The sequence below is a fragment of the Methanobrevibacter arboriphilus JCM 13429 = DSM 1125 genome, from assembly GCF_002072215.1.
GTDB classification, from domain to species: domain Archaea; phylum Methanobacteriota; class Methanobacteria; order Methanobacteriales; family Methanobacteriaceae; genus Methanobinarius; species Methanobinarius arboriphilicus.
In genome coordinates, this window is the sequence record NZ_JXMW01000028.1 from 25,494 (window position 1) to 51,525 (window position 26,032).

At 28.0% G+C, this 26,032-nt stretch carries 20 protein-coding genes and 5 tRNA genes; 23 read left to right on the forward strand and 2 right to left on the reverse strand.

Features of this window, described 5'->3' with window-relative positions; genetic code table 11:
* The first annotated feature begins 85 nt into the window (after nucleotides 1–85).
* From MBBAR_RS08910 to MBBAR_RS08955, 10 genes are all read left to right on the forward strand, one after another.
* Nucleotides 86–1,159: a rod shape-determining protein gene (locus MBBAR_RS08910; RefSeq protein WP_080461005.1), complete on the forward strand. Its 1,074-nt coding sequence runs from the start codon at nucleotides 86–88 to the stop codon at nucleotides 1,157–1,159.
* A 464-nt stretch (nucleotides 1,160–1,623) separates the two neighbouring features.
* On the forward strand, nucleotides 1,624–1,884 hold the full coding sequence (locus MBBAR_RS08915; RefSeq protein WP_080461006.1) for a 4Fe-4S dicluster domain-containing protein: 261 nt from the start codon (nucleotides 1,624–1,626) through the stop codon (nucleotides 1,882–1,884).
* 19 nt (nucleotides 1,885–1,903) lie between these two features.
* Entirely contained in the window at nucleotides 1,904–3,058 is a 1,155-nt protein-coding gene (locus tag MBBAR_RS08920) for a 2-oxoacid:acceptor oxidoreductase subunit alpha (protein ID WP_080461007.1), read from the forward strand.
* Between the two features lie 89 nt (nucleotides 3,059–3,147).
* On the forward strand, nucleotides 3,148–3,990 hold the full coding sequence (locus tag MBBAR_RS08925) for a 2-oxoacid:ferredoxin oxidoreductase subunit beta (RefSeq protein ID WP_249025060.1): 843 nt from the start codon (nucleotides 3,148–3,150) through the stop codon (nucleotides 3,988–3,990).
* A 119-nt stretch (nucleotides 3,991–4,109) separates the two neighbouring features.
* Entirely contained in the window at nucleotides 4,110–4,661 is a 552-nt protein-coding gene (locus tag MBBAR_RS08930; protein WP_080461009.1) for a 2-oxoacid:ferredoxin oxidoreductase subunit gamma, read from the forward strand.
* Between the two features lie 60 nt (nucleotides 4,662–4,721).
* Entirely contained in the window at nucleotides 4,722–5,831 is a 1,110-nt protein-coding gene (sucC, locus tag MBBAR_RS08935; protein WP_080461010.1) for an ADP-forming succinate--CoA ligase subunit beta, read from the forward strand.
* A gap of 91 nt (nucleotides 5,832–5,922) precedes the next feature.
* Nucleotides 5,923–6,870: a 4-demethylwyosine synthase TYW1 gene (twy1, locus tag MBBAR_RS08940; RefSeq protein ID WP_080461011.1), complete on the forward strand. Its 948-nt coding sequence runs from the start codon at nucleotides 5,923–5,925 to the stop codon at nucleotides 6,868–6,870.
* Nucleotides 6,871–7,820: 950 nt separating this feature from the next.
* On the forward strand, nucleotides 7,821–8,615 hold the full coding sequence (locus tag MBBAR_RS08945) for a transglutaminase domain-containing protein (protein ID WP_080461012.1): 795 nt from the start codon (nucleotides 7,821–7,823) through the stop codon (nucleotides 8,613–8,615).
* A gap of 518 nt (nucleotides 8,616–9,133) precedes the next feature.
* A complete protein-coding gene (gene tpiA / locus MBBAR_RS08950; protein WP_080461031.1) occupies nucleotides 9,134–9,802 on the forward strand; it encodes a triose-phosphate isomerase in 669 nt (222 codons plus the stop codon).
* Between the two features lie 32 nt (nucleotides 9,803–9,834).
* Nucleotides 9,835–11,058, forward strand: coding sequence for a phosphoglycerate kinase (locus MBBAR_RS08955; RefSeq protein ID WP_080461013.1), 1,224 nt, complete (start codon nucleotides 9,835–9,837; stop codon nucleotides 11,056–11,058).
* A 286-nt stretch (nucleotides 11,059–11,344) separates the two neighbouring features.
* Here the strand turns inward: MBBAR_RS08955 and thiE are convergent, their stop codons facing one another.
* Together thiE and thiM are read right to left on the reverse strand one after the other, a co-directional pair.
* The gene (gene thiE, locus MBBAR_RS08960; protein WP_080461014.1) at nucleotides 11,345–11,986 is read right to left on the reverse strand and encodes a thiamine phosphate synthase; all 642 of its coding nucleotides are present in this window, start codon (nucleotides 11,984–11,986) and stop codon (nucleotides 11,345–11,347) included.
* A 120-nt stretch (nucleotides 11,987–12,106) separates the two neighbouring features.
* Nucleotides 12,107–12,988: a hydroxyethylthiazole kinase gene (gene thiM, locus MBBAR_RS08965; protein ID WP_080461015.1), complete on the reverse strand. Its 882-nt coding sequence runs from the start codon at nucleotides 12,986–12,988 to the stop codon at nucleotides 12,107–12,109.
* 580 nt (nucleotides 12,989–13,568) lie between these two features.
* Here thiM and MBBAR_RS08970 point away from each other — a divergent pair.
* The 13 genes from MBBAR_RS08970 to MBBAR_RS09030 all read left to right on the forward strand — a co-directional run bounded on the left by MBBAR_RS08970 (nucleotide 13,569) and on the right by MBBAR_RS09030 (nucleotide 25,990).
* Nucleotides 13,569–13,642 (forward strand) — tRNA-Thr (locus tag MBBAR_RS08970).
* Nucleotides 13,643–14,037: 395 nt separating this feature from the next.
* A tRNA-Pro gene (locus MBBAR_RS08975) sits at nucleotides 14,038–14,112 on the forward strand.
* A 9-nt stretch (nucleotides 14,113–14,121) separates the two neighbouring features.
* Nucleotides 14,122–14,195: transfer RNA gene (locus MBBAR_RS08980), tRNA-Tyr, on the forward strand.
* A gap of 346 nt (nucleotides 14,196–14,541) precedes the next feature.
* A tRNA-Asp gene (locus MBBAR_RS08985) sits at nucleotides 14,542–14,613 on the forward strand.
* 203 nt (nucleotides 14,614–14,816) lie between these two features.
* Nucleotides 14,817–14,890: transfer RNA gene (locus MBBAR_RS08990), tRNA-Lys, on the forward strand.
* A 42-nt stretch (nucleotides 14,891–14,932) separates the two neighbouring features.
* A complete protein-coding gene (locus tag MBBAR_RS08995) occupies nucleotides 14,933–15,163 on the forward strand; it encodes a DNA-directed RNA polymerase subunit H (RefSeq protein ID WP_211272930.1) in 231 nt (76 codons plus the stop codon).
* Between the two features lie 1,090 nt (nucleotides 15,164–16,253).
* Nucleotides 16,254–17,795, forward strand: a complete 1,542-nt coding sequence (locus MBBAR_RS09000) for a DNA-directed RNA polymerase subunit B'' (RefSeq protein WP_080461017.1) — start codon at nucleotides 16,254–16,256, stop codon at nucleotides 17,793–17,795.
* Between the two features lie 183 nt (nucleotides 17,796–17,978).
* Nucleotides 17,979–19,790, forward strand: a complete 1,812-nt coding sequence (gene rpoB, locus MBBAR_RS09005) for a DNA-directed RNA polymerase subunit B (RefSeq protein ID WP_080461018.1) — start codon at nucleotides 17,979–17,981, stop codon at nucleotides 19,788–19,790.
* 191 nt (nucleotides 19,791–19,981) lie between these two features.
* On the forward strand, nucleotides 19,982–22,582 hold the full coding sequence (locus tag MBBAR_RS09010; RefSeq protein ID WP_080461019.1) for a DNA-directed RNA polymerase subunit A': 2,601 nt from the start codon (nucleotides 19,982–19,984) through the stop codon (nucleotides 22,580–22,582).
* 48 nt (nucleotides 22,583–22,630) lie between these two features.
* A complete protein-coding gene (rpoA2, locus tag MBBAR_RS09015) occupies nucleotides 22,631–23,794 on the forward strand; it encodes a DNA-directed RNA polymerase subunit A'' (RefSeq protein ID WP_080461032.1) in 1,164 nt (387 codons plus the stop codon).
* A gap of 12 nt (nucleotides 23,795–23,806) precedes the next feature.
* Nucleotides 23,807–24,109 (forward strand): 50S ribosomal protein L30e, encoded by a 303-nt coding sequence (locus MBBAR_RS09020; protein WP_197016898.1) that lies wholly within the window; start codon nucleotides 23,807–23,809, stop codon nucleotides 24,107–24,109.
* Between the two features lie 12 nt (nucleotides 24,110–24,121).
* Nucleotides 24,122–24,553, forward strand: coding sequence for a NusA-like transcription termination signal-binding factor (locus tag MBBAR_RS09025; RefSeq protein WP_042703268.1), 432 nt, complete (start codon nucleotides 24,122–24,124; stop codon nucleotides 24,551–24,553).
* Nucleotides 24,554–25,564: 1,011 nt separating this feature from the next.
* The gene (locus MBBAR_RS09030) at nucleotides 25,565–25,990 is read left to right on the forward strand and encodes a 30S ribosomal protein S12 (protein ID WP_042703270.1); all 426 of its coding nucleotides are present in this window, start codon (nucleotides 25,565–25,567) and stop codon (nucleotides 25,988–25,990) included.
* Nucleotides 25,991–26,032: the final 42 nt, after the last annotated feature.

A 26,032-nucleotide genomic window follows, 5' to 3' on the forward strand; every position in this document is an offset into this window, starting at 1 on the left:
ATAATTCATTATTGTTAATCAATAAATTAATTAAATAATAATTAAATTATTATTAATAAGAGGAATTAATATAAGAGGAATTAGTATGAAACTATTTGGAAGTAATGATAATAATAAAAAAATAGAACCTAAAAAAGGAATTACTAATAGCTTAGGGATTGATTTAGGTACTTTAAATACTGTAATTGCAAAACCATCTGGGGATAAATTCGATTTGTATCAAATTCCTTCAGTTGTAGCTGTTAAAAAAGAAGACACTTCTTCTGTTTTAGCTGTTGGTGAAGAGGCTAAATTAATGCTTGGAAGAACTCCTGAAGATATTGTGGCACTTAGACCTTTAAGAAAAGGTGTTATTGAGAGTATTGCTCAAGCTCAAGCATTACTTGTCAAAGCTATGGAAATAGGCATTAAAGAAGGTGAATCTGTCGGTAGAATTGTTATTGGTATTCCTGGAGATTCTTCTGAGGTAGAAAGAGGAGCTGTTGAAAAAATTGGTAGAGATGCTGGTGCAAATTATATTTTAGTTATTAGTGAAGGATTAGCTGCTGCTATTGGGGCTGGATTACCTATTGCAGAACCTGATGGAACTATGGTTGTTGATATTGGTGCAGGTTCTACTGACTTAGTTGTTATTTCTCTTGGTGGAATAACTGATATTGAAACTGTTAGAGTTGGTGGAGATGATATTGATAATAATATTGTAGATCTTGTTAAAGAGAAATATAATGTTGGAATTGGTATACATGATGCTGAAGCTGCGAAAATTAAAGTGGGTATGTTCCATTGTAGTGAAGATTTAGAAGTTCAAACTACTGAAATCATCGGTAAATCTATTGAAACTAACAGACCTAAAAAAGTTGTGATTGATTCTTTACTCGTAGCTGATGCTGCTGAACCAATAATGCAGGAAATTATTAATGGGTTAAATTTAGTATTAGAAAGACTTTCTCCAGAGTTAATAACTGGTGTTTATCATAATAGCGTTGCTGTTGGTGGAAGTTCTCAGTTAAAAGGTCTTAAAGAAAGAATCTGTGATGAATTATCAATTCCAGTATCTATTTCTGAGGATCCAATGACTGTTGTAGCTAAAGGTGCAGCTATTGTTGCAGCTGAACCAAGAGCTTTAGAACCTGAAGTTCGTTTAAAAGCTATGAAATAATTAAATATAATTTTTATTGTAAATTTTTAATTATTTTTAATTATTCTTAATTATTTTTCATTATTTAATTATTCTTAATTATTCTTAATTATTTTTCATTATTTTTCATTATTTTTTGCTTTAATTATTTTTTTGCTTTATTTTTATTTTTATCCATTGTTTTTATTCTTTATTTTATTTTTCGTCTTATTTTTATTTTTATTCTTTTGTTTTTTCATTTTTGCATTGTTTTTTTTGTAATGAATAATTTTATTAATTATCATGAATAATCTATATATCATAATAAAAATATTATATAATAATGTAAGTTTAACTAAGATATCAACAAGATATTAATAAGTAATATTTGTTAATATTAGATATATATAGAGATTTAAATTGATACAAATAGTTGGATGTTTGCATATAACTTTTTTAGATTTAATAAAATTATTATATTAAAAATTATCTTATAGGAGATTTTCATGATTAAAATAGACTCTGAATTATGTAAAGGATGTGATCTTTGTATTGAATCGTGTCCTAAACATGTTTATCAAAAATCATCTAAGGAAAATAAGAAAGGTGTTTATTTACCATTTCCTGAAAATGAAGAAAAATGTAATAAATGTCACTTATGTGAATTAATGTGTCCTGATCAAGCTATAACTGTAGAAGATGAAGATGATCATGGTAAAGATGATAATAAAGATGATCATGATGAAAATATTAGTGATGATAAATAGGGAGATATGAGGTTTTAAAATGACTGAAGAATTATTTGTTCAAGGAAATGAAGCTTGCGCTCATGGCGCAATTAAAGCAGGTTGTAGATTCTTTGCAGGATATCCTATTACTCCTTCTACTGAGGTAGCTGAAGACTTAGCCGCATTTCTTCCAAGATATGGTGGATCTTTTCTTCAAATGGAAGATGAAATTGCTGCTATTGGGGCGGTTATTGGTGCTAGTTGGAGTGGTTTAAAAGCTATGACTTCTACTTCTGGACCAGGTTTTTCTCTTATGCAAGAAAATATAGGTTATGCTCATATTACTGAAACTCCTTTAGTTATTGTAGATGTTCAAAGAGGAGGTCCTTCTACTGGTCAACCAACAATGGCATCTCAAGGAGATATGATGCAATTAAGATGGGGTTCTCATGGGGATTATGAACCAATAGCTATTTCTCCATCTTCTGTTCAAGAATTTTTTGATTTTACTATAAAAGCTTTTAATTTAGCTGAAGAATATAGGGTTCCTGTTATTATTGCTGCTGATGAAGTAATTGGGCATATGAGGGAAAAAATAAATATTCCTGATAAAGTTGAGATAAAAAAAAGAGTTATGCCGAAAGAGAAACCAGAACAATTTGATATTTCTAATCCTTATCTTCCTTTTAAAGCTGGTGATAATGAAATTCCTCCAATGGCTCCTTTTGGTGAAGGATATAATATTCCAGTTACTGGTTTAACTCATGATGAAAGAGGGTATCCTGATTCTTCTGATCCAATAGCTCATACAAAGTTAGTTTCTAGATTATGTAATAAAATATTGAATAATCGTGAAAAAATTGTATCTGTTCATGAGTCTTTTTGTGATGATGCTGACACTATAGTTATTTCTTATGGTGCTCCTGTAAGATCAGTTTTCACTGCTGTTCAGAATGCAAGGGAGGAAGGTTTGAAAGTTGGTTCAATTAAAATTGATACTCCTTGGCCTTTCCCAGAAAATCAAATATTGAAAGCAGCTGAAACAGCTAAAAATTTGATTGTTGTTGAAATGAATTTAGGTCAAATTGTCCATGAAGTTGAAAGGGTAGCTGGTTTGGCTGATGAACGACCTGATGTTCACCTTATTCCAAAAATTGGTGGAGAACTTCATAAACCTAATGAAATTTTATCGGAAATTAAAAAAATTAGTTAGGAGGAGGTATTATGGTGAATAATGAATCAAATAATAAGAATAATCTTAAAAAACAAGATAATAATAGTAAAAATAATGAAAATCCATTTATGAAATATCTTAGAAAAGACCGTCTTCCTAATATATTTTGTGCAGGCTGTGGAAATGGGATAGCTTTAAATACATTTTTTAAAGGAATGGAATCTGCAGAGATAGATTTCGATACTCTTAGTTTAGTTTCTGGGATTGGTTGTTCTTCTCGTATTCCTGGTTATGTTAAGTGTGATTCTCTTCATACTACTCATGGAAGGGCAATTACTTTTGCTAGTGGTTTAAAAGTGGGTAATCCTGATTTAAATGTTGTTGTATTTACTGGTGATGGTGATGCTGCTTCTATTGGTGGAAATCATCTTATTCATGGTGCTAGGAAAAATATAAATATAACTGTTATTTGTGTTAATAATAATATTTATGGTATGACTGGTGGACAAATTAGTCCAACTTCTCCTGAAGGTAGTTTTGGAACAACTGCTCCTTATGGTTCTAGGGACAAACCATTTAACTTAGCTGAACTTGTAGCTGCTGCTGGTGCAAGTTTTGTTTCAAGATGGACTACAGCTCATCCATTACAACTTTCAAATTCAATCAAAAAAGCTCTATTAAATCCAGGTTTCTCATTTGTTGAGGTAATTTCTCAATGTCCTACTTATTATGGTAGAAAAAATAAATTAAGGTCTCCAGTTGATATGATCAATGCTTTTAAAGAAAATAGTGTTAATATACGGAAAGCAAATAAAATGAGTGATGAAGAATTAGCAGGAAAACTTATTGTTGGAGAATTTGTTAATAATCCTAGAAAAGAACTTACTGAAAATGTTTGTGATTTATCTGTTGAACAATGTGGTCGGAGTTTAGCTATTAAATCAGCCTATCTTGATAATTTTGATGATTAAATAATAATTAATATAATAATTAGTTAATAATTAGTATAATAGTTATCATGATAATTAATATTATAATTAACATAATAATCAATAATTATATAAGATTTAATTTTATAAGAGGTATTTTTATGCGAAAAGAAATTAGAATAGCGGGCTTTGGAGGACAAGGTGTTATTTTAGCAGGGATAATTGTTGGAAAAGCTGCTTCTCTATTTGATGGTATTAATGCGGTTCAAACTCAATCATATGGTCCTGAAGCGAGAGGAGGAGCTTCAAAAACAGAAGTTGTACTTTCTGATGATGAAATTCACTATCCTAAAGTAATAAGTCCTGATATATTAGTTGCAATGTCTCATGAAGCATTATTGGCATATATTTGGGATTTAAAAGATGGGGGAACTCTTATAATTGATCCTGATATGATTGATGAATCGGAAATAGGAGATTTTGTAAGAGATCATAATATTAATTTATATTATGCAAGAGTTACTAAAACTGCTATGAATGATGTTGGTCTTAAAATAGTAGCTAATATTGTTATGGTAGGGGCTATTTCAAAAATTACGAATGTTATTTCTCATGATGCTGCTAAAGAAGCTATTTTACAAAGTGTTCCTCCTGGAACTGAGAAAAAAAATATACAAGCTTTCGAAGCTGGATATGCAATGGATGGTAGTTGAATATTGATTAAATTAGTTTTAGAATTATTATGCTAGTTTAGTGTTTTGGGTGTTATAAATATGAAATTTTTTGAACATGCTGCAAAAAAATTATTTAAAAAAAATGGAATTAGTATTTTAGAAGGACATGTAGCTTATTCTCCTGAAGAAGCGATGGAAATTGCTAGTGAGATGGGTGGTTCTGTAGCTTTAAAATCACAAGTTTTGATTGGTGGTAGGGGAAAAGCGGGTGGAATTAAATTTGCTGATGATCCTGGTGAAGCTTTTGAAATAGCTGGAAATTTGTTAGATATGGAAATTAAAGGTGAAAAAGTAAAGCATCTATTGGTTGAAAAAAAAGCAGAAATTAAAGAAGAGTTTTTTTTAACTGTTTCTATTGATAGGTCTTCTAAAAAACCTATTATTATGGCTAGTATAGAAGGTGGAGTTGAAATTGAACAATTAGCTATTGATAATCCTGAAAAAATCATTAAATATCATGTTAATCCTTTAGAAGAGTTTTTACCTTATGAAGCAAGAGAAATTGCTCGTAAAATGGGTGTTAGCTCCGATCTAATCTCTTCTGTTGGAGGTATCATTTGGAAGTTATACAATGTATTTGATAAATATGATGCACAGGTAGCTGAAATTAATCCTCTTATACTTACAAATGATGGCTTGATTGCTGCTGATGCAAAGCTTGAAATTGAAAATGATTCTCTTTTCCGCCATACAGAATTAGCTGAGGCTAATTCATTTAAACCTAAGGAATTTGCTTTTGTAAAACTTGAAGGAGATATTGCTGTTATTGGAAATGGTGCAGGTCTTACTCTTACTGGCATGGACATGATAAAACTTAATGGGGGAAATCCTGCTACTTTTTTAGATATTGGTGGTGGTGCATCTGAAAATACTATTAAAAAAGCATTAAATCTTGTTTTAAATTATTCTCCTGTAAAAGTAGTTTTTTTAAATGTACTTGGAGGAATAACAAGGGCTGATGATGTGGCTAAAGGTGTTATTAAAGCTTTAGATTCTTCAAAAAGGAAAATAAATATTGTAATACGTCTTACTGGGACTAATGAAGAAGAAGGTCAAAAAATATTAGAAGAAGCAGGAATACCTTTTGAAATATCAATGGAAAAAGCAGCTAAAAAAGCTGTTGAAATTAGAAATTCTCTTGTTGAATAGTTTTTATAATCAATTGATAATTTAAAAATAGTTAAAAGATAGTTTAAAGATAGTTAAACTATAGTTAAAGGATATAATCAAAGGATAATTTATGTCAAATTCATTAATTAATCAAGAAAAAAATGTTTCATTATCATTGGAAGATCAAAAAAAATTGGAATATAGTGGGTATCGTTTTCTTGGTAGTAAGGGACATTCTGCTGTTAAAATTTGTCATTGGACTAAAAAAAGTATTCTGAATGAAGGATTTTGTTATAAAGAAAAATTTTATGGTATTGAAAGTCATAGATGTCTTCAAATGTCTCCTGCAGTGCCTTTTTGCCATCAAAAGTGTTCTTTTTGTTGGAGGGATCTCTCACTTACAAAAACAAAATGGGTGGGTGATTATGATGATCCTAAGACCATTATTCAAGATGCTATTCATGCTCAAAATAAACTTCTTTGTGGTTTTTTTGGTAATGATAAAGCAGATAGAAAAAAATTAGAAGAATCTAAGAAACCAAATAATGCAGCTATATCATTAGCTGGCGAACCTATGTTTTATCCAGATATTAATGACCTTATTGCTGAATTTAAAAAACAGGATTTTACAACATTTTTAGTTAGTAATGGTGTTATTTATGAAAAGTTGGCTAATCTTCAAAATGAACCAACACAACTATATCTTTCCTTAGATGCACCTGATAAAAAAACTTATGTTGATCTTTGTACTCCTCAAATAAATGATGCTTGGTTAAATATAAATAAATCACTTGAAACACTAAATAGTTTTGATTCAAGAACATGTATACGAACTACATGTGTAAAGCATAAAAACATGTTTGATCATGAAAATTATGCAAAATTAATTGATCTTGCAAACCCTGACTATATAGAAATCAAAGCATATATGTGTGTTGGTTATTCTAGAGATAGATTAACACTTGATAACATGCCTACATTTAATGAAGTAATTGATTTTGCTCAAAAGATAGCTGACCTCACTGGAAGAGAAATTACCAATGATTCAGAGATCAGTCGAGTTGTTCTTTTAGAATAATAATAGATAAAAACATAATAAATAAAGAAATTATAAATAAAAATATAATAAATGAAGAAACTGTTGATAAAAACGTAATAATAAAAGAATAATAGATAGAATAATAGATAGAAAAATAATATTATATTTTTAATTAGATCCATATATAATTTTTTAGCATATAGCTATAGCTTTTTATACTGTATATATAGCATTCTATAGCTACTATTTAATTTTTCAAGCCATTAAAATTAAATTAAATTTTTACTTTTTTCAAGTGATTAAATATCTTTTTTTTAACTATAAAAGGTTAAATGAACTTATTTTTTGATAATGTTTTTTATTTCTTTTTTTCTTAAAATTCTTTCTATTTGTCCTTATTTATTTGAAATCTGAATGGTATGGTCCTTTTCATATTTTATTAAAATACTTATTCATAGTCTTTTCATTGTTTAGAAACCAAATTTCAATCCCTATGATTTGTCCTTTATATGTAAAAAAAAGCTTTATTTAAGCTTTCTTTCTAAAAAATTTTCAAAACATTTATATACTATAGTCTTTTAAATAAAAGATGATAAAAAATGTGGCTTTATGATTTTAAAGTTAGTAATTAAAATCTTGATTTATCAAAATCTAAAATTATAGTTCTAATAATGTTTAAAATTTTTAGTTGTTTAAAGTTTTTAAGTCTAAGTTATGAGTTTGAAATTTTAAAATACTCTATAAACTTATATAAATTTTTTTATTATTAAAAACATCATTTAATTAAATTATTGTTAAAAACATTATTTAATTAAAATATCATTCAAACTTAGATATTATTGTGTATTATAATCTTAGGATTGTTTTAAAATTATTGAGATTTTTTATTTCTAATGAGTTGGATTATATAGCTCGGAGGCGGTATAATTAGTAGATACTCAAAATATGGACCTATAGTTGTAATTATTACAATATTCACATTAGCTTTAATGGTCTGTGCAACTCCTTTTGGAGTAAATGTAGATAGTCAAATCAATTCTGAAAAGACACATAATAACGGAATAAAAGCATCTGCAGCTTCAGAAGTCGTTAAAAAGACAAATAGTTCAGATTTAAATAAAAATACAACAAAAACTGTTAAAGTTGTTGTCAAATCTACTAAAATGTCTAAAAGTGACTATAAAGTGATGAAAAGTTCCATTAACAAATATAAATCTGCCAATGGTTCCAATCCCGATAGTTATTATTGGAAATCTAAAGCATTAACAATCTATAAAAAAGATTATCTTGATGCAATAAGTAGATATAATAAATTTGTAAAAACTAATAAAGTAGATCCTATTTATGTAAATATTTTCAATTCTGTGAAATATGTAAAATGTACTGAATCTGATAATGATGATAAAAAAATTAAAAAATCTGCTAAGTTACCATTAGCAGGGGAATTATCTGGAGTTAAAGGTTTAACAGTTTTACAAAAATATATGAATAGGCATCTTAATCATGTAAATGGAGGCCCTTCAACTTTTTCAGGTGTTGTAAAGTCAAAAGTTGGAGATTGTTGGGGGTTAGCTGAGTGGGCAGCTAAACAATTAAAAGCAAATAAATATAAGGTTAGAATTGTTCAAGGTGTAAACTCATATGTTTCAAACCATAGATGGGTTCAAGTAAGGCTTAATGGTAAATGGTTAAACTTTGAATCTTCATTAGTTACTAAAAAATATGGAAGTAAAAACTATTCCAATACATGTGCAAGGTTAAATAAAATAGTTAAAACTTTGTAGCTACTTTGTTACAAAGTATTTTTATATTTTATTTCTATTTTAAGATCTAATATTTTTTATTTAATATTTTTTTGTATTTTTATAGACTTTTTTTTATAATTGTAAATTTTTATATATTTATATAGACTTTTTTATAATTGTAAATTTTTTTATATATTTTTAATTCTTTTTAATTCTATTTTTAATCTATTTCATTATTTTCATTAGATTTTTCACTTTAGGATAATTTTTTATGATTTATTTTAAGCACTATTTCAAATAATTTCTTTTACTTATTTATTTTATAAAATAGTTAAATTTAATATAATTAAATTAATATATAATATTTATACGAAATACTTTTATTAAATTAATTTAAAAAAATATATTAAATACAAAAGTTATTAAATACTAAAAATAATCTAAAATATATTATTAATAGTAAATAATGTGATATTTACGTTTTAATAATTTTTATTTATATTATATTCATATTTTAATAATTAATTAAGTGAGGAATTTTTTTGACAATAAATAAAATCAAAACACCAATTGTTATTTTAAATTTTAAGACTTATTTAGAATCTAGTGGAGAAAATGCACTTAATTTAGCTAAAGATCTTGAGTCTGCAGCTATTGAATCAGGTATAACTATGGCAGCTGCTCCTCAAGCTACAGATATATTTAGAATAACTCAAGAAACTGATATTCCTATTTTAGCTCAGCATATCGATCCTATAAATCCTGGAGGGCATACTGGAAGCAATCTTATAGATTGTATGATTGAATCAGGGATAAAAGGGACTTTATTAAATCATTCTGAGAAAAGAATGAAATTATCTGATATTGATGAAGTTATTAAATCATCTAAAGAACGAGATGTTTTTTCAGTAGTATGTACTAATAATATTGAAACTAGTGTAGCAGCAGCTACTCTTAATCCAGAATTTGTTGCTGTTGAACCTCCAGAACTTATTGGGTCTGGTATTCCTGTGTCTCAAGCTGAACCTGAAATTGTTGAAGGAACAGTAGCAAAAGTAAAAAAAATTAATAAAAAAACAGAGGTCTTATGCGGGGCTGGAATTTCTACTGGTGATGATATGCATGCAGCTTTGGATTTAGGAGCCTCTGGAGTTCTTCTAGCTTCAGGAATAATATTGGCAGATAATCCTAAAGAAGCATTAATAAATTTAGTTAGTAAGATTTAAATTTATTTAATTTTTATGACCTGGGGAATAGAATGACAATTAAATTTAATACGATTGATGATTTTGATATTGAGGGAAAAACTGTTCTAGTCAGAGTAGATATTAATTCACCAGTTGATCCTAACTCAGGAATTATCTTAGATGACACTCGGATGAAATTACATAGTGAAACACTAAAAGAACTTTCTAATAAAGGTGCTAAAGTTGTTGTTTTAGCTCACCAAAGTCGTCCTGGTAAAAAGGATTTTACAACACTTGAACAGCATAGTCATGTCCTTTCAAAAAATTTAAATATTGATGTTAAATATATTGACTCAATCTTTTCTCATGAAGCAAAAGAGACTATAAAAAACTTAAAAAATAGTGAAATTCTTCTTCTTGAGAATGTTAGATTTTTTTCTGAAGAATCTATTAGCAAATCTCCTGAAGAACAGTCTCAAACTTTAATTCCTCAAAATTTAGCTCCAATAATAGATATATTCGTAAATGATGCTTTTGCAGCTGCACATAGATCTCAACCTTCATTAGTTGGTTTTGCACCCGTTTTACCCTCTGCAGCAGGTAGAGTAATGGAAAAAGAATTGAAAGTTCTCCAAAATGCTATTGATAATGTTGAACATCCTTGTGTTTTTATTTTGGGCGGGATGAAGTCTGATGATTCAATTGATGTTATGAAAAATGTTTTAGAAAATGGAACTGCTGATTATGTTTTAACATCAGGACTAGTGGCTAATATTTTACTTTTTGCTGCAGGATATGATATTGGTAAAGTTAATAAAAAATTTATTAAGGATAGAGATTACTGTTATTTAGTTAAAAAATCTAAAAAACTCATTAAAAAATATGGCTCTAAGATTGTATATCCTAAAGATGTAGCTATTCAAAATAAAAAAGGTTTAAGAGAAGATGTTCCAGTTGATAAGATCCCTAATTTCTCTATTTTTGATATAGGGATTGAATCGATTAAAGATTATGCAAAGATTATTAGAAGTGCAAAAACTATTTTTGCAAATGGTCCTGCAGGAGTATTTGAAGAGCCAAAGTTTGCAATGGGGACTGAAGACATTTTAAATGCTATTGCTAGCTCTGAAGGTTTTTCTATAATTGGTGGAGGTCATATTGCAGCCGCTACTGTAGCAATGGGGTTTGAAAATGATGTCGATCATATTAGTAGTGGTGGAGGTGCCTGCATAAATCTTCTTTCTGGTAAAAAATTAGTTGCTGTTGAGGCATTAATAGACTCTGCTAAAAAATAAATTTATTCTTTAATTATTTTTATAATTATTATTTTAGATATAAGATATAAATATAAGATAATAACTATTTAAATACAATATAATTACTATTTTAACACATAAATACAATAATTACTATTTTAAATAGATAAATATAATATAATTACTATTTTAATATATAAATACAATAATTACTAGTTTAAATACAATATAATTATCATTTTAAATATAAGATGATTATTGTTTTAAATATATTATTTTAAATTAAATTATTGTTATTTTATCAGTAAAATAATTATTATTTTAATTATAAATAATCATATTCTTTTTTTAATATTGTTGCTGATTTTTTAGGGTCTATACTATTCATAATAGCAGAAACAACAGAAATTCCTTTAATATTTGTTTCTTTTAAGGAATTAATGTTATTTTCGTTTAATCCTCCAATGGCAACTACTGGAATATTAACTTTATTTATAATCTCTTTAAGATAGTTTATATCTATACATTCTGCTTCTTTTGTATCAGTTGGAAATATAGCTCCACTTCCAATATAATCTGCTCCATACTTTTCAGCGGTCAATGCATCTGAAATTGTAGCTGCAGATACTCCCAATATTTTATCTTCTCCAACCAGTTTTCTAGCTATATTTGCAGGCATATCACTTTGGCCTATATGAACTCCATCTGCATCTATAGCTAATGCAATATCTATTCTATCATTTATTATTAGTGGAATATTATATCTGGAAGTTAAATTTTTAAGTTTTAAAGCTATATCATAAAATTTTCCAGTAGGAGTATCTTTTTCTCTCAACTGAACAATTGTAACTCCTCCTAAAATACCTTCTTCGACAATTTTTAAAAATTCTTCATCTTTTTTATTATTTCTGTCTGTAACAAGATACAATGAGTAGTTAGGCTTATTTGCATATTCGAGCTTATCCATTCTTTCCACCTATAACTAGCTAAATATTTTATAAATTTTTTAGTTCAGTATTTTATAGTTTTATATTATTTTATATAGTTTTATATAATTCATATAAGCTTTGTTCTAATTCATATAGCTTTATTCTAATTTATATAATCTTATTTTTTCTTCAATTGTTTGTTCATCTATCTTATACAAATAATCAACTAACTTTGATCTGAAAGTTCCAGTTCCAGAATTTTCTTTTTTAACTTCCTGACCTGCTATTTCACCAGCTATTCCCATAATTGTTGTACCTGCTAGTCCTCCAATAAAAGGGTCATTAACACCGCAAAATGCCCCAATAATCGAAGTTAACATACATCCACTTCCAGTTATTTTTGGCATTATTGGGTCTCCATTTTCACAAGCATAAGTAGTAGTTCCATTGGAAATTATGTCTATAGCTCCACTAGCTATAATAATAATATTTAATTTTTTTGCTAATGCTTTTACAATTGTTCCATTATCATTTAGATTTGCTTTTGTTATTTCATCATCTTCTGAAACATCTACTCCCTTACTCTTAGCTTTATTTAGTGATAATATTTCATCTAATTCTACTAATCTTGCTATAGCTTTTATTTCAGACATGTTTCCTCTAATAACACCTATTTTAGATTCATTAATCAATTTAAGAACAAGATTATTTCTAAGTTCAGTTACACCTACAGCCACAGGATCTAAAACAACAGGAGTATTAGTTTCCATTCCATGCTTACTTCCAATTATCATAGCTTCTATTTGGCTTTGACTCATTTTTCCTATATTTATAACTAATGTATCTGCTATTTCAACAAATTCTTCAACTTCTTCAGGATCATCTGCCATCATAGGTGATCCTCCAATAGCTAAAACAGCATTTGCACAATCATTAATTGTAACATAATTTGTTATACAATGTGTAAGTGGAATATTATTTTTTACATTCTCCAATGCTTGTATAATATCTTTTATAATTTTAGAATTAGCTTTAATCATTTTATCACATACTTATATTAAACCTATAATAATTTTATATCTATTCTAGCAATTTTATAGTCTATTCTAATAACATTATAGTATATCTAATTTTATAATATTTTAATAATTTTATAATATATTTTAATAATTTTGTAATATATTATAATATATTCTATTAAATTTCTTAACTATTGTTATTTTTCAATTATATTTTTTATATTCTTTATTAATAAATATTAATAATTTTTATATGTTTCATTTTTTATTGGATGTTTTTTGATATTCTTTAATCTTAATTCTATGATTATTGCTTCTAAATTTAGAACTAATATAATTTAATAAATTAATATTCTAACATTTAAAAATTACTAGAATATAATATAATAATATTTATATGCTTGTTTAATAAAATATTATCTTGATAATGCTTTTACAAGAACTACAAGTTTTACAAGTTTTAGTAATATATTATACTTGTATATTATAAATGCTTATTTTTACTATTTTAAAGAAATATTAAAATTATAAATTTAGAAAAGTATTTAAGCTAAAATAAACTAAAAGAGTGATGTTGCATTATTGAATGATGTAAACATGTGCCTCGGTAGCTCAGTCTGGTGGAGCGCGAGACTTGTAATCTCGTGGTCGCGGGTTCAATTCCCGTCCGGGGCTTTCAAAACTATTATCATACATGTTGGATTGAAATATATTGTCTTTTTAACTAGTATCTTATTTAAAGAATTTTTTTATCTGTGATATAATATGAAGGGATTTCTATAAATTCTTAAACTTTTATAAGCTATTATACTTTTATAGATTCTTAGATTTTTATTAATTCTTAGATTTTTGCAGATTCTTAGATTTTATAAATATTTCTTTCAATATTTATTGTAATAAACTTTAAAAAATTAAATATGTAAAATATTATTCTATAACTTGTTAAAATATGAAAAAGTATATATATGATTAAATTTAACATACTATAATGTGCTGGGTGATAGAGTTTTGATTTGTATAATTCAAACAAATTATCCTAACATAATGAATAGTTTAACTTAAGTAAATTTGGGACCATAGGGTAGCTTGGTCGATCCTTTGGGCTTTGGGAGCCTGAGACTCCGGTTCAAATCCGGGTGGTCCCATTATCAATGCCCGCCTTAGCTCAATTTGGCAGAGCGTTGGACTGTAGATCCAAATGTTGCTGGTTCAAGTCCGGCAGGCGGGATTTTATATTAAAGCATTAAAATTCAAATTAAATATAGAAATTCAAATTTAATACTAATTAATAATTAAGACAATTGCGTTATTTTATTTGAAATTTATATAAAACCATAAGCTTTATATATAAGTAATTTTATAACTATAATGTGTTGATTGTATTCATTAAAGATTATATTAATTTAATTTATTATAAATATATAAAATTTATAATGTATAATTAAATTCATGAATTAATTTTTAGTAATTATAATTGATTTTAATAAAATTTAGTTCTTTAACTTGTTATTATAGTTAAACATTTATATAGTATTAAATATTATATAATAATTAGTATAATAAATTTAAATCCTGCCCTGGTGGTGTAGGGGCTATCATGCGGGCCTGTCGAGCCCGCGACTCGGGTTCAAATCCCGGCCAGGGCGTTTAAATATATATTTAAAGTATTAAATTAAAATACGTTGTATATATTTAGTATATTTGAGATAGTATGTGGATAAATAATTATTGGTTCATTGTTACCAACTTTTAATTGCTACTAGTTTGATTTACTAGTTTAATTGTTATTAAATTATATTGCACATATTTGAGAAAGTATATTTAAATATAAATTGTTTGTATTCAATCAGGGCCCGTAGCTCAGTCTGGCAGAGCGCTTGGCTTTTAACCAAGCGGCCGCGGGTTCAATTCCCGTCGGGCCCGTTCTAATTTTATATTTAAATTTTCTTATCCGGAGGAAATATTGTGAGTAAAGATATTTTAAAGCATGAACTTGTTCCAAGTCATGCTGTTTTATCTAAATCAGAAATAGAAAAAATTTTTAAAGATCTAGATTTTGAAATAGAGCATCTTCCTAAAATTAAGATTAATGATCCTGTTGTTAAATCTATTGATGCTAAAAAAGGAGATATTTTAGAAATTACACGTGATAGTCCTACTGCTGGAACTTTTATTACTTATAGATTAGTTGACTAGTTACATTAGGTAGCTTTACCATTAGGCAGCTTTAATCACATTAGTTTAATATATTAAGCGCTGTAATCAAATAATTTGGATTAATATTAATTCATTATAACTTTTATAATAATTTTATAATATTATATTTTTATATATTATCAGAAAAATATAATATATAGCTAAATATATAATATATAACATATAATAATATAATGATAAAATTCTAATATATGATGAAAATTATAATAAATAGCTTTTATTATAAGATAATTTTTTTATTATAAAATAATTAATTCGGTTATTGTTGGTTAAGTACTGTTTAATGAAATTTAAGAATTGTTATTAGTAATTATTATATCTTATTAATTTGTATATATTTTCTATATATAAATTAATATTTTTTATAATTATATATTGATAATACATATAAATACGATAATACATATAAATACATTATGGTTATACATTTATGGGAATCTAATATATCATTTGGCAATATTTATTAAATTCTATGTTTTTTATTTTACTGAATTTGATATCGTAAATTGATATCTGAACTTGTGAATAATAGCTATTAAAGCTATTTTATATATGTGATATATGACTTGATAAATTACTAATCTGCTAAAAAATTTGAACTGAAAATATATTTAATTAGTCATATTCAAATATTTATAATATCATCTAATTAGCTGTATTATAATATTATAAAGTCTATTATTTGAATAAAATGGCTTTTTGAGTTTTGTTTTTTGTTTAATATATTATTCATGATTTATATTACTATGGTCACATAATTTATATTATTTCATAATTTACATTTAATAATTTACATTTATATAATTAATATTAATATAAGCATTATATAATATGAACATTATATAATTATTATATAATAATATCATATTAATATTGCATGATTTAATATAATCTTTCATATTAATATTGTATAATTTAATATATTCTAATATAATTTAATATAATTAATTATATTTTAATATATTCTAATATATTCTAATATAGCTTAATATATTCTAATATTAACTTAATATATTTAATAATAATACTTTAACATACTTTAATATAGACTTTATTTTGGAGGAAGTCCATGAAAAATAATACATGGGGATTGGTAGACGCATTTTTTGATAAATATGATTTGGTTGATCATCACATTAAATCATATAATGACTTTGTAAATAACCGTATACAAAATATTATTGATATAACTGAGCCTATTACTCTTGAACAAGGAGAATATATACTTAGGACTGGTAAAATTGAGATTCAAAAACCATTTACTAAAGAAGCTGATGGTTCTAAGAGTTTAATTTATCCTACTGAAGCAAGGCTTAGAAATTTAACTTATTCTGCACATATGTATTTAGAGATGGCATTGGATCATGGGGAAGAGGAAAATCCACTTGAAAAAGTTTATATTGGAGAACTTCCCTTAATGTTGAAATCTGATGTTTGTCATTTAAGTGGTCTTGATAAAGATGAACTTTTAGCTAAAGGTGAAGATCCACAAGATCCTGGTGGATATTTCATTGTTAATGGTTCTGAAAGAGCTGTTGTTACTATGGAAGAAATAGCTCCAAATAAAATAATATTAGAACGCCTTGGTGAAATTGAAGATAGGCGTGCTAAAGCTATTGTTACTTCTATTAAAAGTGGTTTTAGAGCAAGAATTTCTCTTGAATATAGAAAACCAAGAAAAAGTGGAGTATTTTTAAGAATATCCTTCCCATATGTTCCTGGTGAAATTCCTCTTGTAATATTGCTTAGAGCATTGGGTCTTTCTACTGATGAAGAAATTATCACTGCTATCTCTGATGATTTTAATTTCCAAATGGTTGTAGCTGATGATATACAAGTTTCAGAAGCAGCATTAAAACTCGATTCAAAAGAAATGGAAAGTCTTAATAAGGAAGAGAGAGAAGAATATCTTCAAAAGGCAGCTATTAAATATATTGGTAATCGTGTTGCAAAAGGCATGACTGAAGAATATCGTATTAAACGTGCTGAAGATGTTATTGATAGGTATTTGCTTCCACACATGGGTGTAGAAGGAGATAGGAGAGGAAGTAAAGCTATTTATCTTGCTGAAATGTGTGAAATGTTACTTCAAGTAATATATGAAATGAGAGAACCTCATGATAAGGATCATTATACTAATAAAAGACTTCGTGTTTCTGGTGATTTGATGGAAGATTTATTCCGTGTTGCATTTACAAGTCTTACAAGAGATATGAGTTATCAGCTTGAAAGAAGTATTTCTCGTGGTAAAGAGCCTTCAATTAGACAAGCTGTAAGGTCTGATGTTTTGACTGAAAATATTAAACATGCTATTGCTACTGGTAATTGGGTTGGTGGAAGAGCTGGTGTAAGTCAGCTACTTGATAGAACTAGTTACATGGGAACACTTTCACATCTTAGAAGGGTTGTTTCTCCATTAAGTAGAAGTCAACCTCATTTTGAAGCTAGGGATTTACATCCAACTCAATTTGGTAAAATTTGCCCTAATGAAACTCCTGAAGGTCCTAATTGTGGGTTAGTAAAAAATTTAGCTTTGATGTGTAAAATTTCTGAGGGTTCAGATCCTGAAGATATTAAAACAGCAATTAGAGAAATGGGCATTTTGGAGTAAAAATTAAAATTATAAAATAAATTATTATAATTATTATTAACTATTCATAATTAATTATTATAATTAATCATTAACTAGTAATTATTAAATATTAATTATTAAATATTAATCATTAAATATTAATTATTGATTATTATTTATTCATGATGTAAATGTTACTTAATTTTTTATTGGAGGAGTTAGGTGAATAAAGCTAAGATTTATATAAATGGGGAATTAATCGGAAATTGTGAAGATCCTGAAAATTTCGTCACTGAGATGAGAGAAAAAAGAAGGTCAGGCGAAGTTTCTGATGAAATGAATATTACTTATTATGATGAAACTGATGAAATATATATATTCAATGATCCTGGAAGAGCTAGAAGGCCTTTAATTTTGGTTAAAAATGGTGTTCCTTTACTTAAAGATGAGCACATTGAAAAAATAGCTGATGGTGAGCTTAAATGGGATGATATTATAAACATGGGGGTTATTGAGTATCTTGATGCTGAAGAAGAAGAGAATTCATATATTGCTATGGGATTAAATTATTTGAATGAAGATCATACTCATTTGGAAATTGATCCATCTACTATGTTAGGTATTTGTGCAGGAATTATTCCATTTTCTGATCATAATTCATCTCCAAGGAATACTATGGAAGCGGGTATGACAAAACAAGCATTAGGACTTTATGTTTCTAACTATGGATTACGTACTGATACAAGAGCTCATCTTTTACATCATCCTCAAACACCTTTAGTTAAAACACGTATCATTGATGCTACTAATTATGATAAAAGACCTTCTGGACAGAATTTTGTTGTAGCAGTAATGTCTTTTGAAGGTTATAATATGGAAGATTCATTGATTTTAAATAAATCTTCTTTAGAAAGAGGAATGTCTAGATCTTCATTCTTTAGATCTTATGAAGCTTCTGAAAGAAGATATCCTGGTGGACAAGAAGATAAGTTTGAAATTCCAGAAAAAGGAGTAAGAGGGTATCGTTCTGAAGAAGCTTATCGTCACTTAGATGATGATGGTATTGTTAATCCAGAGTCTTATGTTGAATCTGGGGATGTTTTAATTGGAAAAACTTCTCCTCCAAGATTTTTAGAAGAAATTGACGAGTTTGGAACTGTGGCTGAAAGAAGAAGGGAAACTTCTGTTACTGTAAGGCATGGTGAAAAAGGTATCGTTGATGCAGTTTTATTTACAGAAACTGTAGAAGGAAGTAAGTTAGCAAAAATAAGAGTCAGAGATACTAGACAACCTGAATTTGGAGATAAATTTGCTTCAAGACACGGTCAAAAAGGTGTTGTTGGTCTTATATTATCTCAGGAGGATGTTCCATTTACAGAAGAGGGTGTTGTTCCAGATTTAATAGTTAATCCTCATGCTATTCCTTCAAGAATGTCTGTTGGTCAGGTAATCGAGATGGTTGCTGGTAAAGCTGGCTGTATGGAAGGGCAGCGAATTGATGGAACTCCCTTTAATGAAGATTTAGAAGCAGAACTTAAAGAATCTTTAAAAGCAAATGGTTTTGAATCAGCTGGTTGTGAATCTCTTTATAATGGTATGACTGGGGAGAGAATTGAAGCTGAAATATTTGTTGGAGTAGCTTTCTATCAGAAACTTCATCACATGACTACTGATAAAGTCTATGCTCGTTCAAGGGGACCAGTTCAGGTTCTTACACGTCAACCTACTGAAGGTAGAGCTCGTGAAGGTGGTTTAAGATTTGGAGAAATGGAAAGAGATTGTTTAATTGCTCATGGAGCAGCTTTAGCACTTAAAGAAAGACTTCTAGATGAATCTGATAAATATGAAGCTATTATTTGTGGTGATTGTGGTATGATTTCAGTATATGATAAAATTAGAGATAAAAAATACTGTCCTATTTGTGGTGATGTTGATTCATACCCTGTTGAAATTTCTTATGCATTTAAACTTCTCTTAGATGAACTTAAAAGTTTATGTATATTCCCTAAATTAGTTTTAGAGGATAAAGCATAATTATGAAATTATTATAAAATTATTATAAAATTATTATATAGTTATTATAAAATTATTATAAAGTTTATATAAATTTGTCATTATATTAGAATTTTATAATATTAGATTTTATGATGTTATTAGAATTATGATGAATATGGAAATTATGAATATTATTATAATTAATTAGGAATTATTAAGGAGCCAATATTTTGAAAGGAATAATAAAACAGATTTCTCAAATTAACTTTGGGCTTATGTCTCCAGATGATATTAGAAAAATGTCTGTTACTAAGATTGAAACTCCAGATACCTATGATGAAGATGGATATCCTATTGAAAATGGATTAATGGATCCTCATTTAGGAGTTATTGACCCAAGTTTAAGATGTCGTGCTTGTGGTGCTAAAGGAGGAGAATGTCAGGGACATTTTGGTAGTATAGATCTAGCAAGACCTGTAATTCATGTAGGTTTTGGTGATACCATTCACAAAATCTTAAGATCTACATGTAACTCTTGTGGCCGTATACTTTTAACAGATACTGAAATTGAGGATTATAGAGCAAAAATTGATGCTTTGAAGAAAAATGATGAAAGTATTAATGATATTGTTAAAGAGATTTATGTTACAGCTAGAAGAGATAAATGTCCTCATTGTGATGAAGAACAAGAAGATATTAAAATTGATAAGCCAATTTCAATAATTGAAGGAGATTACAAGTTAACTCCTAGTGAAGTAAGGGAAAAATTGGAAAAAATCACTGATTCTGATGCTTATATTTTAGGAGTTAACCCAGAAGTTGCTAGGCCAGAATGGATGGTTTTAACTGTTTTACCTGTTCCTCCTGTTACAGTAAGGCCTTCTATTACTTTAGAAACTGGAGAACGTTCTGAAGATGATTTAACTCATAAACTTGTTGACATTCTAAGAATTAATCAAAGATTAGTTGAAAATATGGAAGCTGGAGCTCCTCAGCTAATTGTAGAAGATCTTTGGGAATTATTACAATATCATGTTACTACTTATTTTGATAATGAGGCATCTGGTGTTCCTCCAGCTAGGCATAGGTCTGGAAGACCACTTAAAACATTAGCTCAGAGACTTAAAGGGAAAGAAGGTAGGTTTAGAAGTAATCTTTCAGGTAAAAGGGTTAATTTCTCTGCACGTACTGTAATTTCTCCAGACCCTAATATTAGTATTAATGAGGTTGGTGTTCCTGAGATGATAGCTAAGGAAGTTACAGTTCCTGTTCATGTTAATGATTGGAATATTAAACAAATGAAAGAACATATTAATAATGGTCCTAAGGTTCATCCAGGTGCTAATTATGTTATTAGACTTGATGGTAGGAAAATAAGAGTTTTAGATGAAACAAAAGAAGCAATACTTGAAATGTTAGAACCTGGTTTTATTGTAGAACGTCATTTAAAAGATGGAGATATTGTATTATTCAACCGTCAACCTTCTCTTCATAGAATGTCTATGATGGCTCATGAAGTTAAAGTTCTACCATATAAAACATTTAGACTTAATTTATGTGTATGTCCTCCATATAATGCAGATTTTGATGGAGACGAAATGAATATGCATGTTTTCCAGACTGACGAATCAAGAGCTGAAGCTAAATCTCTTATGAGAGTTCAAGAACATATATTATCTCCTAGATTTGGTGGACCAATTATTGGAGCTATTCACGATCATATTTCTGGAGCATATTTACTTACAAGGACTGGTTCAAATTTCACTGAAGAACAAGCTTTCCAAATTATTAGAAAAGCTAAACTTCCAATTCCTAAAAGGAAACACCGGGACTGGACTGGAAAAGAAATATTTAGTTTATTACTTCCAGAAAATCTTAATATGCAGTATAAAGCAGAAATTTGTAAAAAATGTGACGAATGTATGCTAAAAGAATGTGAATATGATGCTTATGTTGTTATTGAAGATGGAGAACTTGTCTCTGGTGCTATGGATGAAAAAGCTTATGGTTCTTTCTCTGGTAAAATATTAGATACTATAATGAAGGAATACGGTTCTAATGAAGCAAGAAAGTTCCTTGATGCATCTACAGATCTTGCTATTTCTGGTATTATGAAAGTAGGTATTACTACAAGTACTAATGATGAGGAAATCCCAGATGAAGCTAAAGAAAGAATTGAAGCTCATCTTTATAGTGCTGAAGAAAGGGTAGATAAATTAGTAGAAGCTTATGAAAATGATGAACTTGAAGCATTACCTGGAAGAAGCTTAGAGGAAACTCTTGAAATGAAAATCATGCAAGTTCTTGGTGAAGCAAGGGATAAGTCTGGCGAAATCGCTGAAAGTTACTTTGGAATGGATAACCATTCTGTTATAATGGCTACTACTGGTGCTAGAGCTTCCATGCTTAACTTAACTCAGATAACTGCTTGTGTTGGTCAGCAATCTGTTCGTGGGGGTCGTATTGATAGAGGTTATATCGAAAGGACTTTACCTCATTTTAGAAAGAATGAACTTGGTGCAAAAGCAAGAGGATTTGTTCATTCAAGTTATAAGGAAGGACTTGATCCAATTGAATTTTTCTTCCATGCAATGGGAGGAAGAGAAGGGTTAGTTGATACTGCTATTCGTACTGCACAAAGTGGATATATGCAAAGAAGACTTGTCAATGCTCTTCAAGACCTTAATGTAAGAGAAAGCGGTTTAGTCACTGATAATCGGGGAATGGTTATTCAAACAATGTTTGGTGAAGATGGTGTAGATCCTGCTAAAAGTGATTATGGTAAAGCTGCAGACTTAGATAAAATCATTGATGAAATGAGGGTTAAATAAATTAGCTATTATTTTATGAGTATTGATTAGGTGATTTTTGTGGAAGAAATGGGAATTGACAAAAAAATAATTGAAAAAGTAGAGAAGTTAGCTAAAAAGAAAAAAGCAGACTTTCCAGAAAGTTATATTCATGATATTGCAGAAGCTTATGTTAGAAGAGAACTTACTGATATTGAACTTGAAAAACTAATAATTAAAGTTAGAAAAGCTTATGATCGAGCTAAAGTTGAAGCTGGAGAAGCAGTTGGTACAGTTGCTGCTCAATCTGTTGGTGAACCAGGTACTCAGATGACTATGCGTACTTTTCACTATGCGGGAGTAGCTGAGCTAAACGTTACATTAGGTCTTCCAAGACTTATTGAAATTGTTGATGCAAGAAAAAAGATTTCAACTCCAACCATGGCTATTTATTTTGATGAAGAATATAGAGATGATGAGGAGTTTGTTAAAAAGTTAGCTAACCGTATTGGTAAAAGTACTTTAAATGATATCTTGAGAGATTTTTATATTAATTATGCTGAAATGAAAGTTGAAGCAATACTTGATGAAGAAAAAATTGAAGATAAAAGACTTGATATTAAAGAGATTTTAGCTAACATTGAGAAAGCATTTAAAAAATCAAATATAAAAGAAAATGTCATTGTTTTTGAACCTGCAAAACAAACTATAAGAGAACTTAGACTTCTTGCAGATAAAGTTCGTGACTTACAGATAAGTGGTATTAAGAATATTGGAAAAGTCATTATAAGAAGAGAGGATGAATGGATCATCCATACCGAAGGTTCAAATCTTGGTGATATTTTAAAAATTGATGGTGTAGATGGAGTTAGAACCACCACAAATGATATTCATGAAATTGAAACTGTTTTAGGTATTGAAGCTGCTCGTAATTCTATTATTAATGAAGCTCTTCGTACTCTTGAAGAACAGGGTCTTAGTGTTGATGTTAGACACATTATGTTAGTAGCTGATATGATGACTTCTGAAGGAATGGTTCGTTCTATTGGTCGTCATGGTATTAGTGGTGAGAAATCTAGTGTTCTTGCTCGTGCAGCATTCGAAGAAACTGGTAAACATCTTCTCCGTGCAAGTATACGTGGAGAAGTTGATAAATTAACTGGAATTATCGAAAACATTATCATAGGACAACCTATACCCCTCGGTACCGGTTCAGTCGGTGTCGTCATGAAACCAAATAAATCTAAGAAATAATGAAGGAGGCAGATGATGGACGTAGATAGAGGAATTAGAGTAGCAGTTGACACAGGTGATGTCACTTTAGGCTCTGAAAAATCAATTCAATCTTTGAAATTAGGTAAAGGACAATTAGTAGTTGTTGCTCAAAATAGTCCTAATGAAATTTTAGAAGATGTAGAGTATTATTCAAAACTTTCAGAAATCCCAGTTCACACTTTCGAAGGAACTAGTGTTGAATTAGGTTCTGTTTGCGGTAAACCTTTTACTGTGGCTACATTAGTCATAAACGATCCAGGAGATTCTACTATATTAGAAATAATATCTAAGTAGGGGTAGATTTTTGTGTCTATTAAATTTAATGCGAATGAAATAAGATACATAGCTCTATTTGAGAGTATGACTGGAGCAATGGTTAAAGACTGTATTATTGATGAAGATAATGGCAAAGTTACTTTTGTTGTTAAAAATGGTGATATGGGTTTAGCTATTGGTAAAGGTGGAAGTACTGTTACTAAAGTTCAAAAGGCTGTTGATAAGGGTGTTGAAATAATTGAACATTCTGAAGACATGACTGAATTTATAAAGAATATAATGGCTCCTGCTGAACTTAAATCTATTAAGGTACTTCAAAAAGAAAATAAGGAAAAAGTAGCTACAGTAGTTGCTGATTCTACAAATAAGAGAATTGCCATTGGTAAAAATGGCCATAATATTGAAAGAGCTAAGTTGTTAGCTAAAAGACAGCACAATATTAGCAGCATCATTTTAAAATGATGCTTTCAATATTATTTTTATTATAATCCTGATTATAAAATTATTTTAATATTTAAAATAAATAACAAGTATTTATAAAAAATTTTATAAAAAAGACTATTATAAAAGATTATTAATAAAAATACTATTTATAAAAGATATTATTATAAAATAGTATTAATAAAGAATATGTTATTTAAGAATAAGCTATTTAAGAATAGATTATTTAAGAATAGTTTATCTATAAAAAATTATTTATAAGAAATAGAATATTTATAAAGAATATATTATTTATAAAAAAATTACTTTTTGCAAAGAATTATGTTTATTATTATATTTATTATATTTAATAAATTGACAAATTATTGATAAAATTATTAATAAATTCTAAAATAATTCACAAGATTTATAAAGGTTATAATTAATATATTTTTATAATAGATATGGTTAAAATATATAGTAATGAGTTAAATTTTTTCCATCTTAATATATCTTAAAAGACTAAAAAAATTTAGACTATAGCTATTGTGTGCCAAATTGCTATAGATCATACTTAATTACATATTAATTAAAAAATCCATTTAGGATTTAACAGTATAACCTACTATATAGATAAATGTCATTGATATTTGATATACTTTAAGATTGAAATCTTATTTTTTAAATTCAATGTTTTTTAGACTGTAAGCTACTCATAGCTAACGGCATGGTTATTTATATATTGTATGTCTATTATATAGGATTAAATTTAATATATTATAATATAAATGGTATTAGATTGATTAATATTAGATTGATTGATATTGGATTAATTAATACTAATTTAATTAATAATAAATTAATCAATACTAGATTAGTTAATATAGATTAATTAATATTAAATTAGATAATGCTAAATTATAATAATATTATTTTAAAAATGCTAATTTAATATATAATACTAATTTAATAATATTTAATAATACTAATTTAATTGGTAGATAGTTTAAATTACTAAAATTAATAAAATTAAAAATTAAAGAGGAATTATTTATGCCAGGACTTTTTGCTGCAAAAAAGCTTAAAAAGAATAGACAAAATTTCAAGTGGAAAGATGTGGACTACAAAAGGAAAGCTTTACGTTTAGATGTAAAAGCAGACCCTCTTGAAGGAGCACCTCAAGCTAGAGGAATTGTTATTGAAAAAGTAGGAATTGAGGCTAAACAGCCTAACTCTGCTATAAGAAAATGTGTTCGTGTTCAATTAATCAAAAATGGTAAACAATTAACTGCATTTGCTCCAGGTGATGGTGCTATTGGATTTATTGATGAGCATGATGAAGTTATGATTGAAGGAATCGGTGGACCTTCTGGAAGATCTATGGGTGATATTCCAGGTGTTCGTTGGAAAGTAAGTAAAGTTAACAATGTTTCTTTAGAACAGATGGTTATTGGTAAAATAGAAAAGCCAGTAAGATAACCAGTAAGATAATTATAACTACAACTCAAATTTATTTAAAGA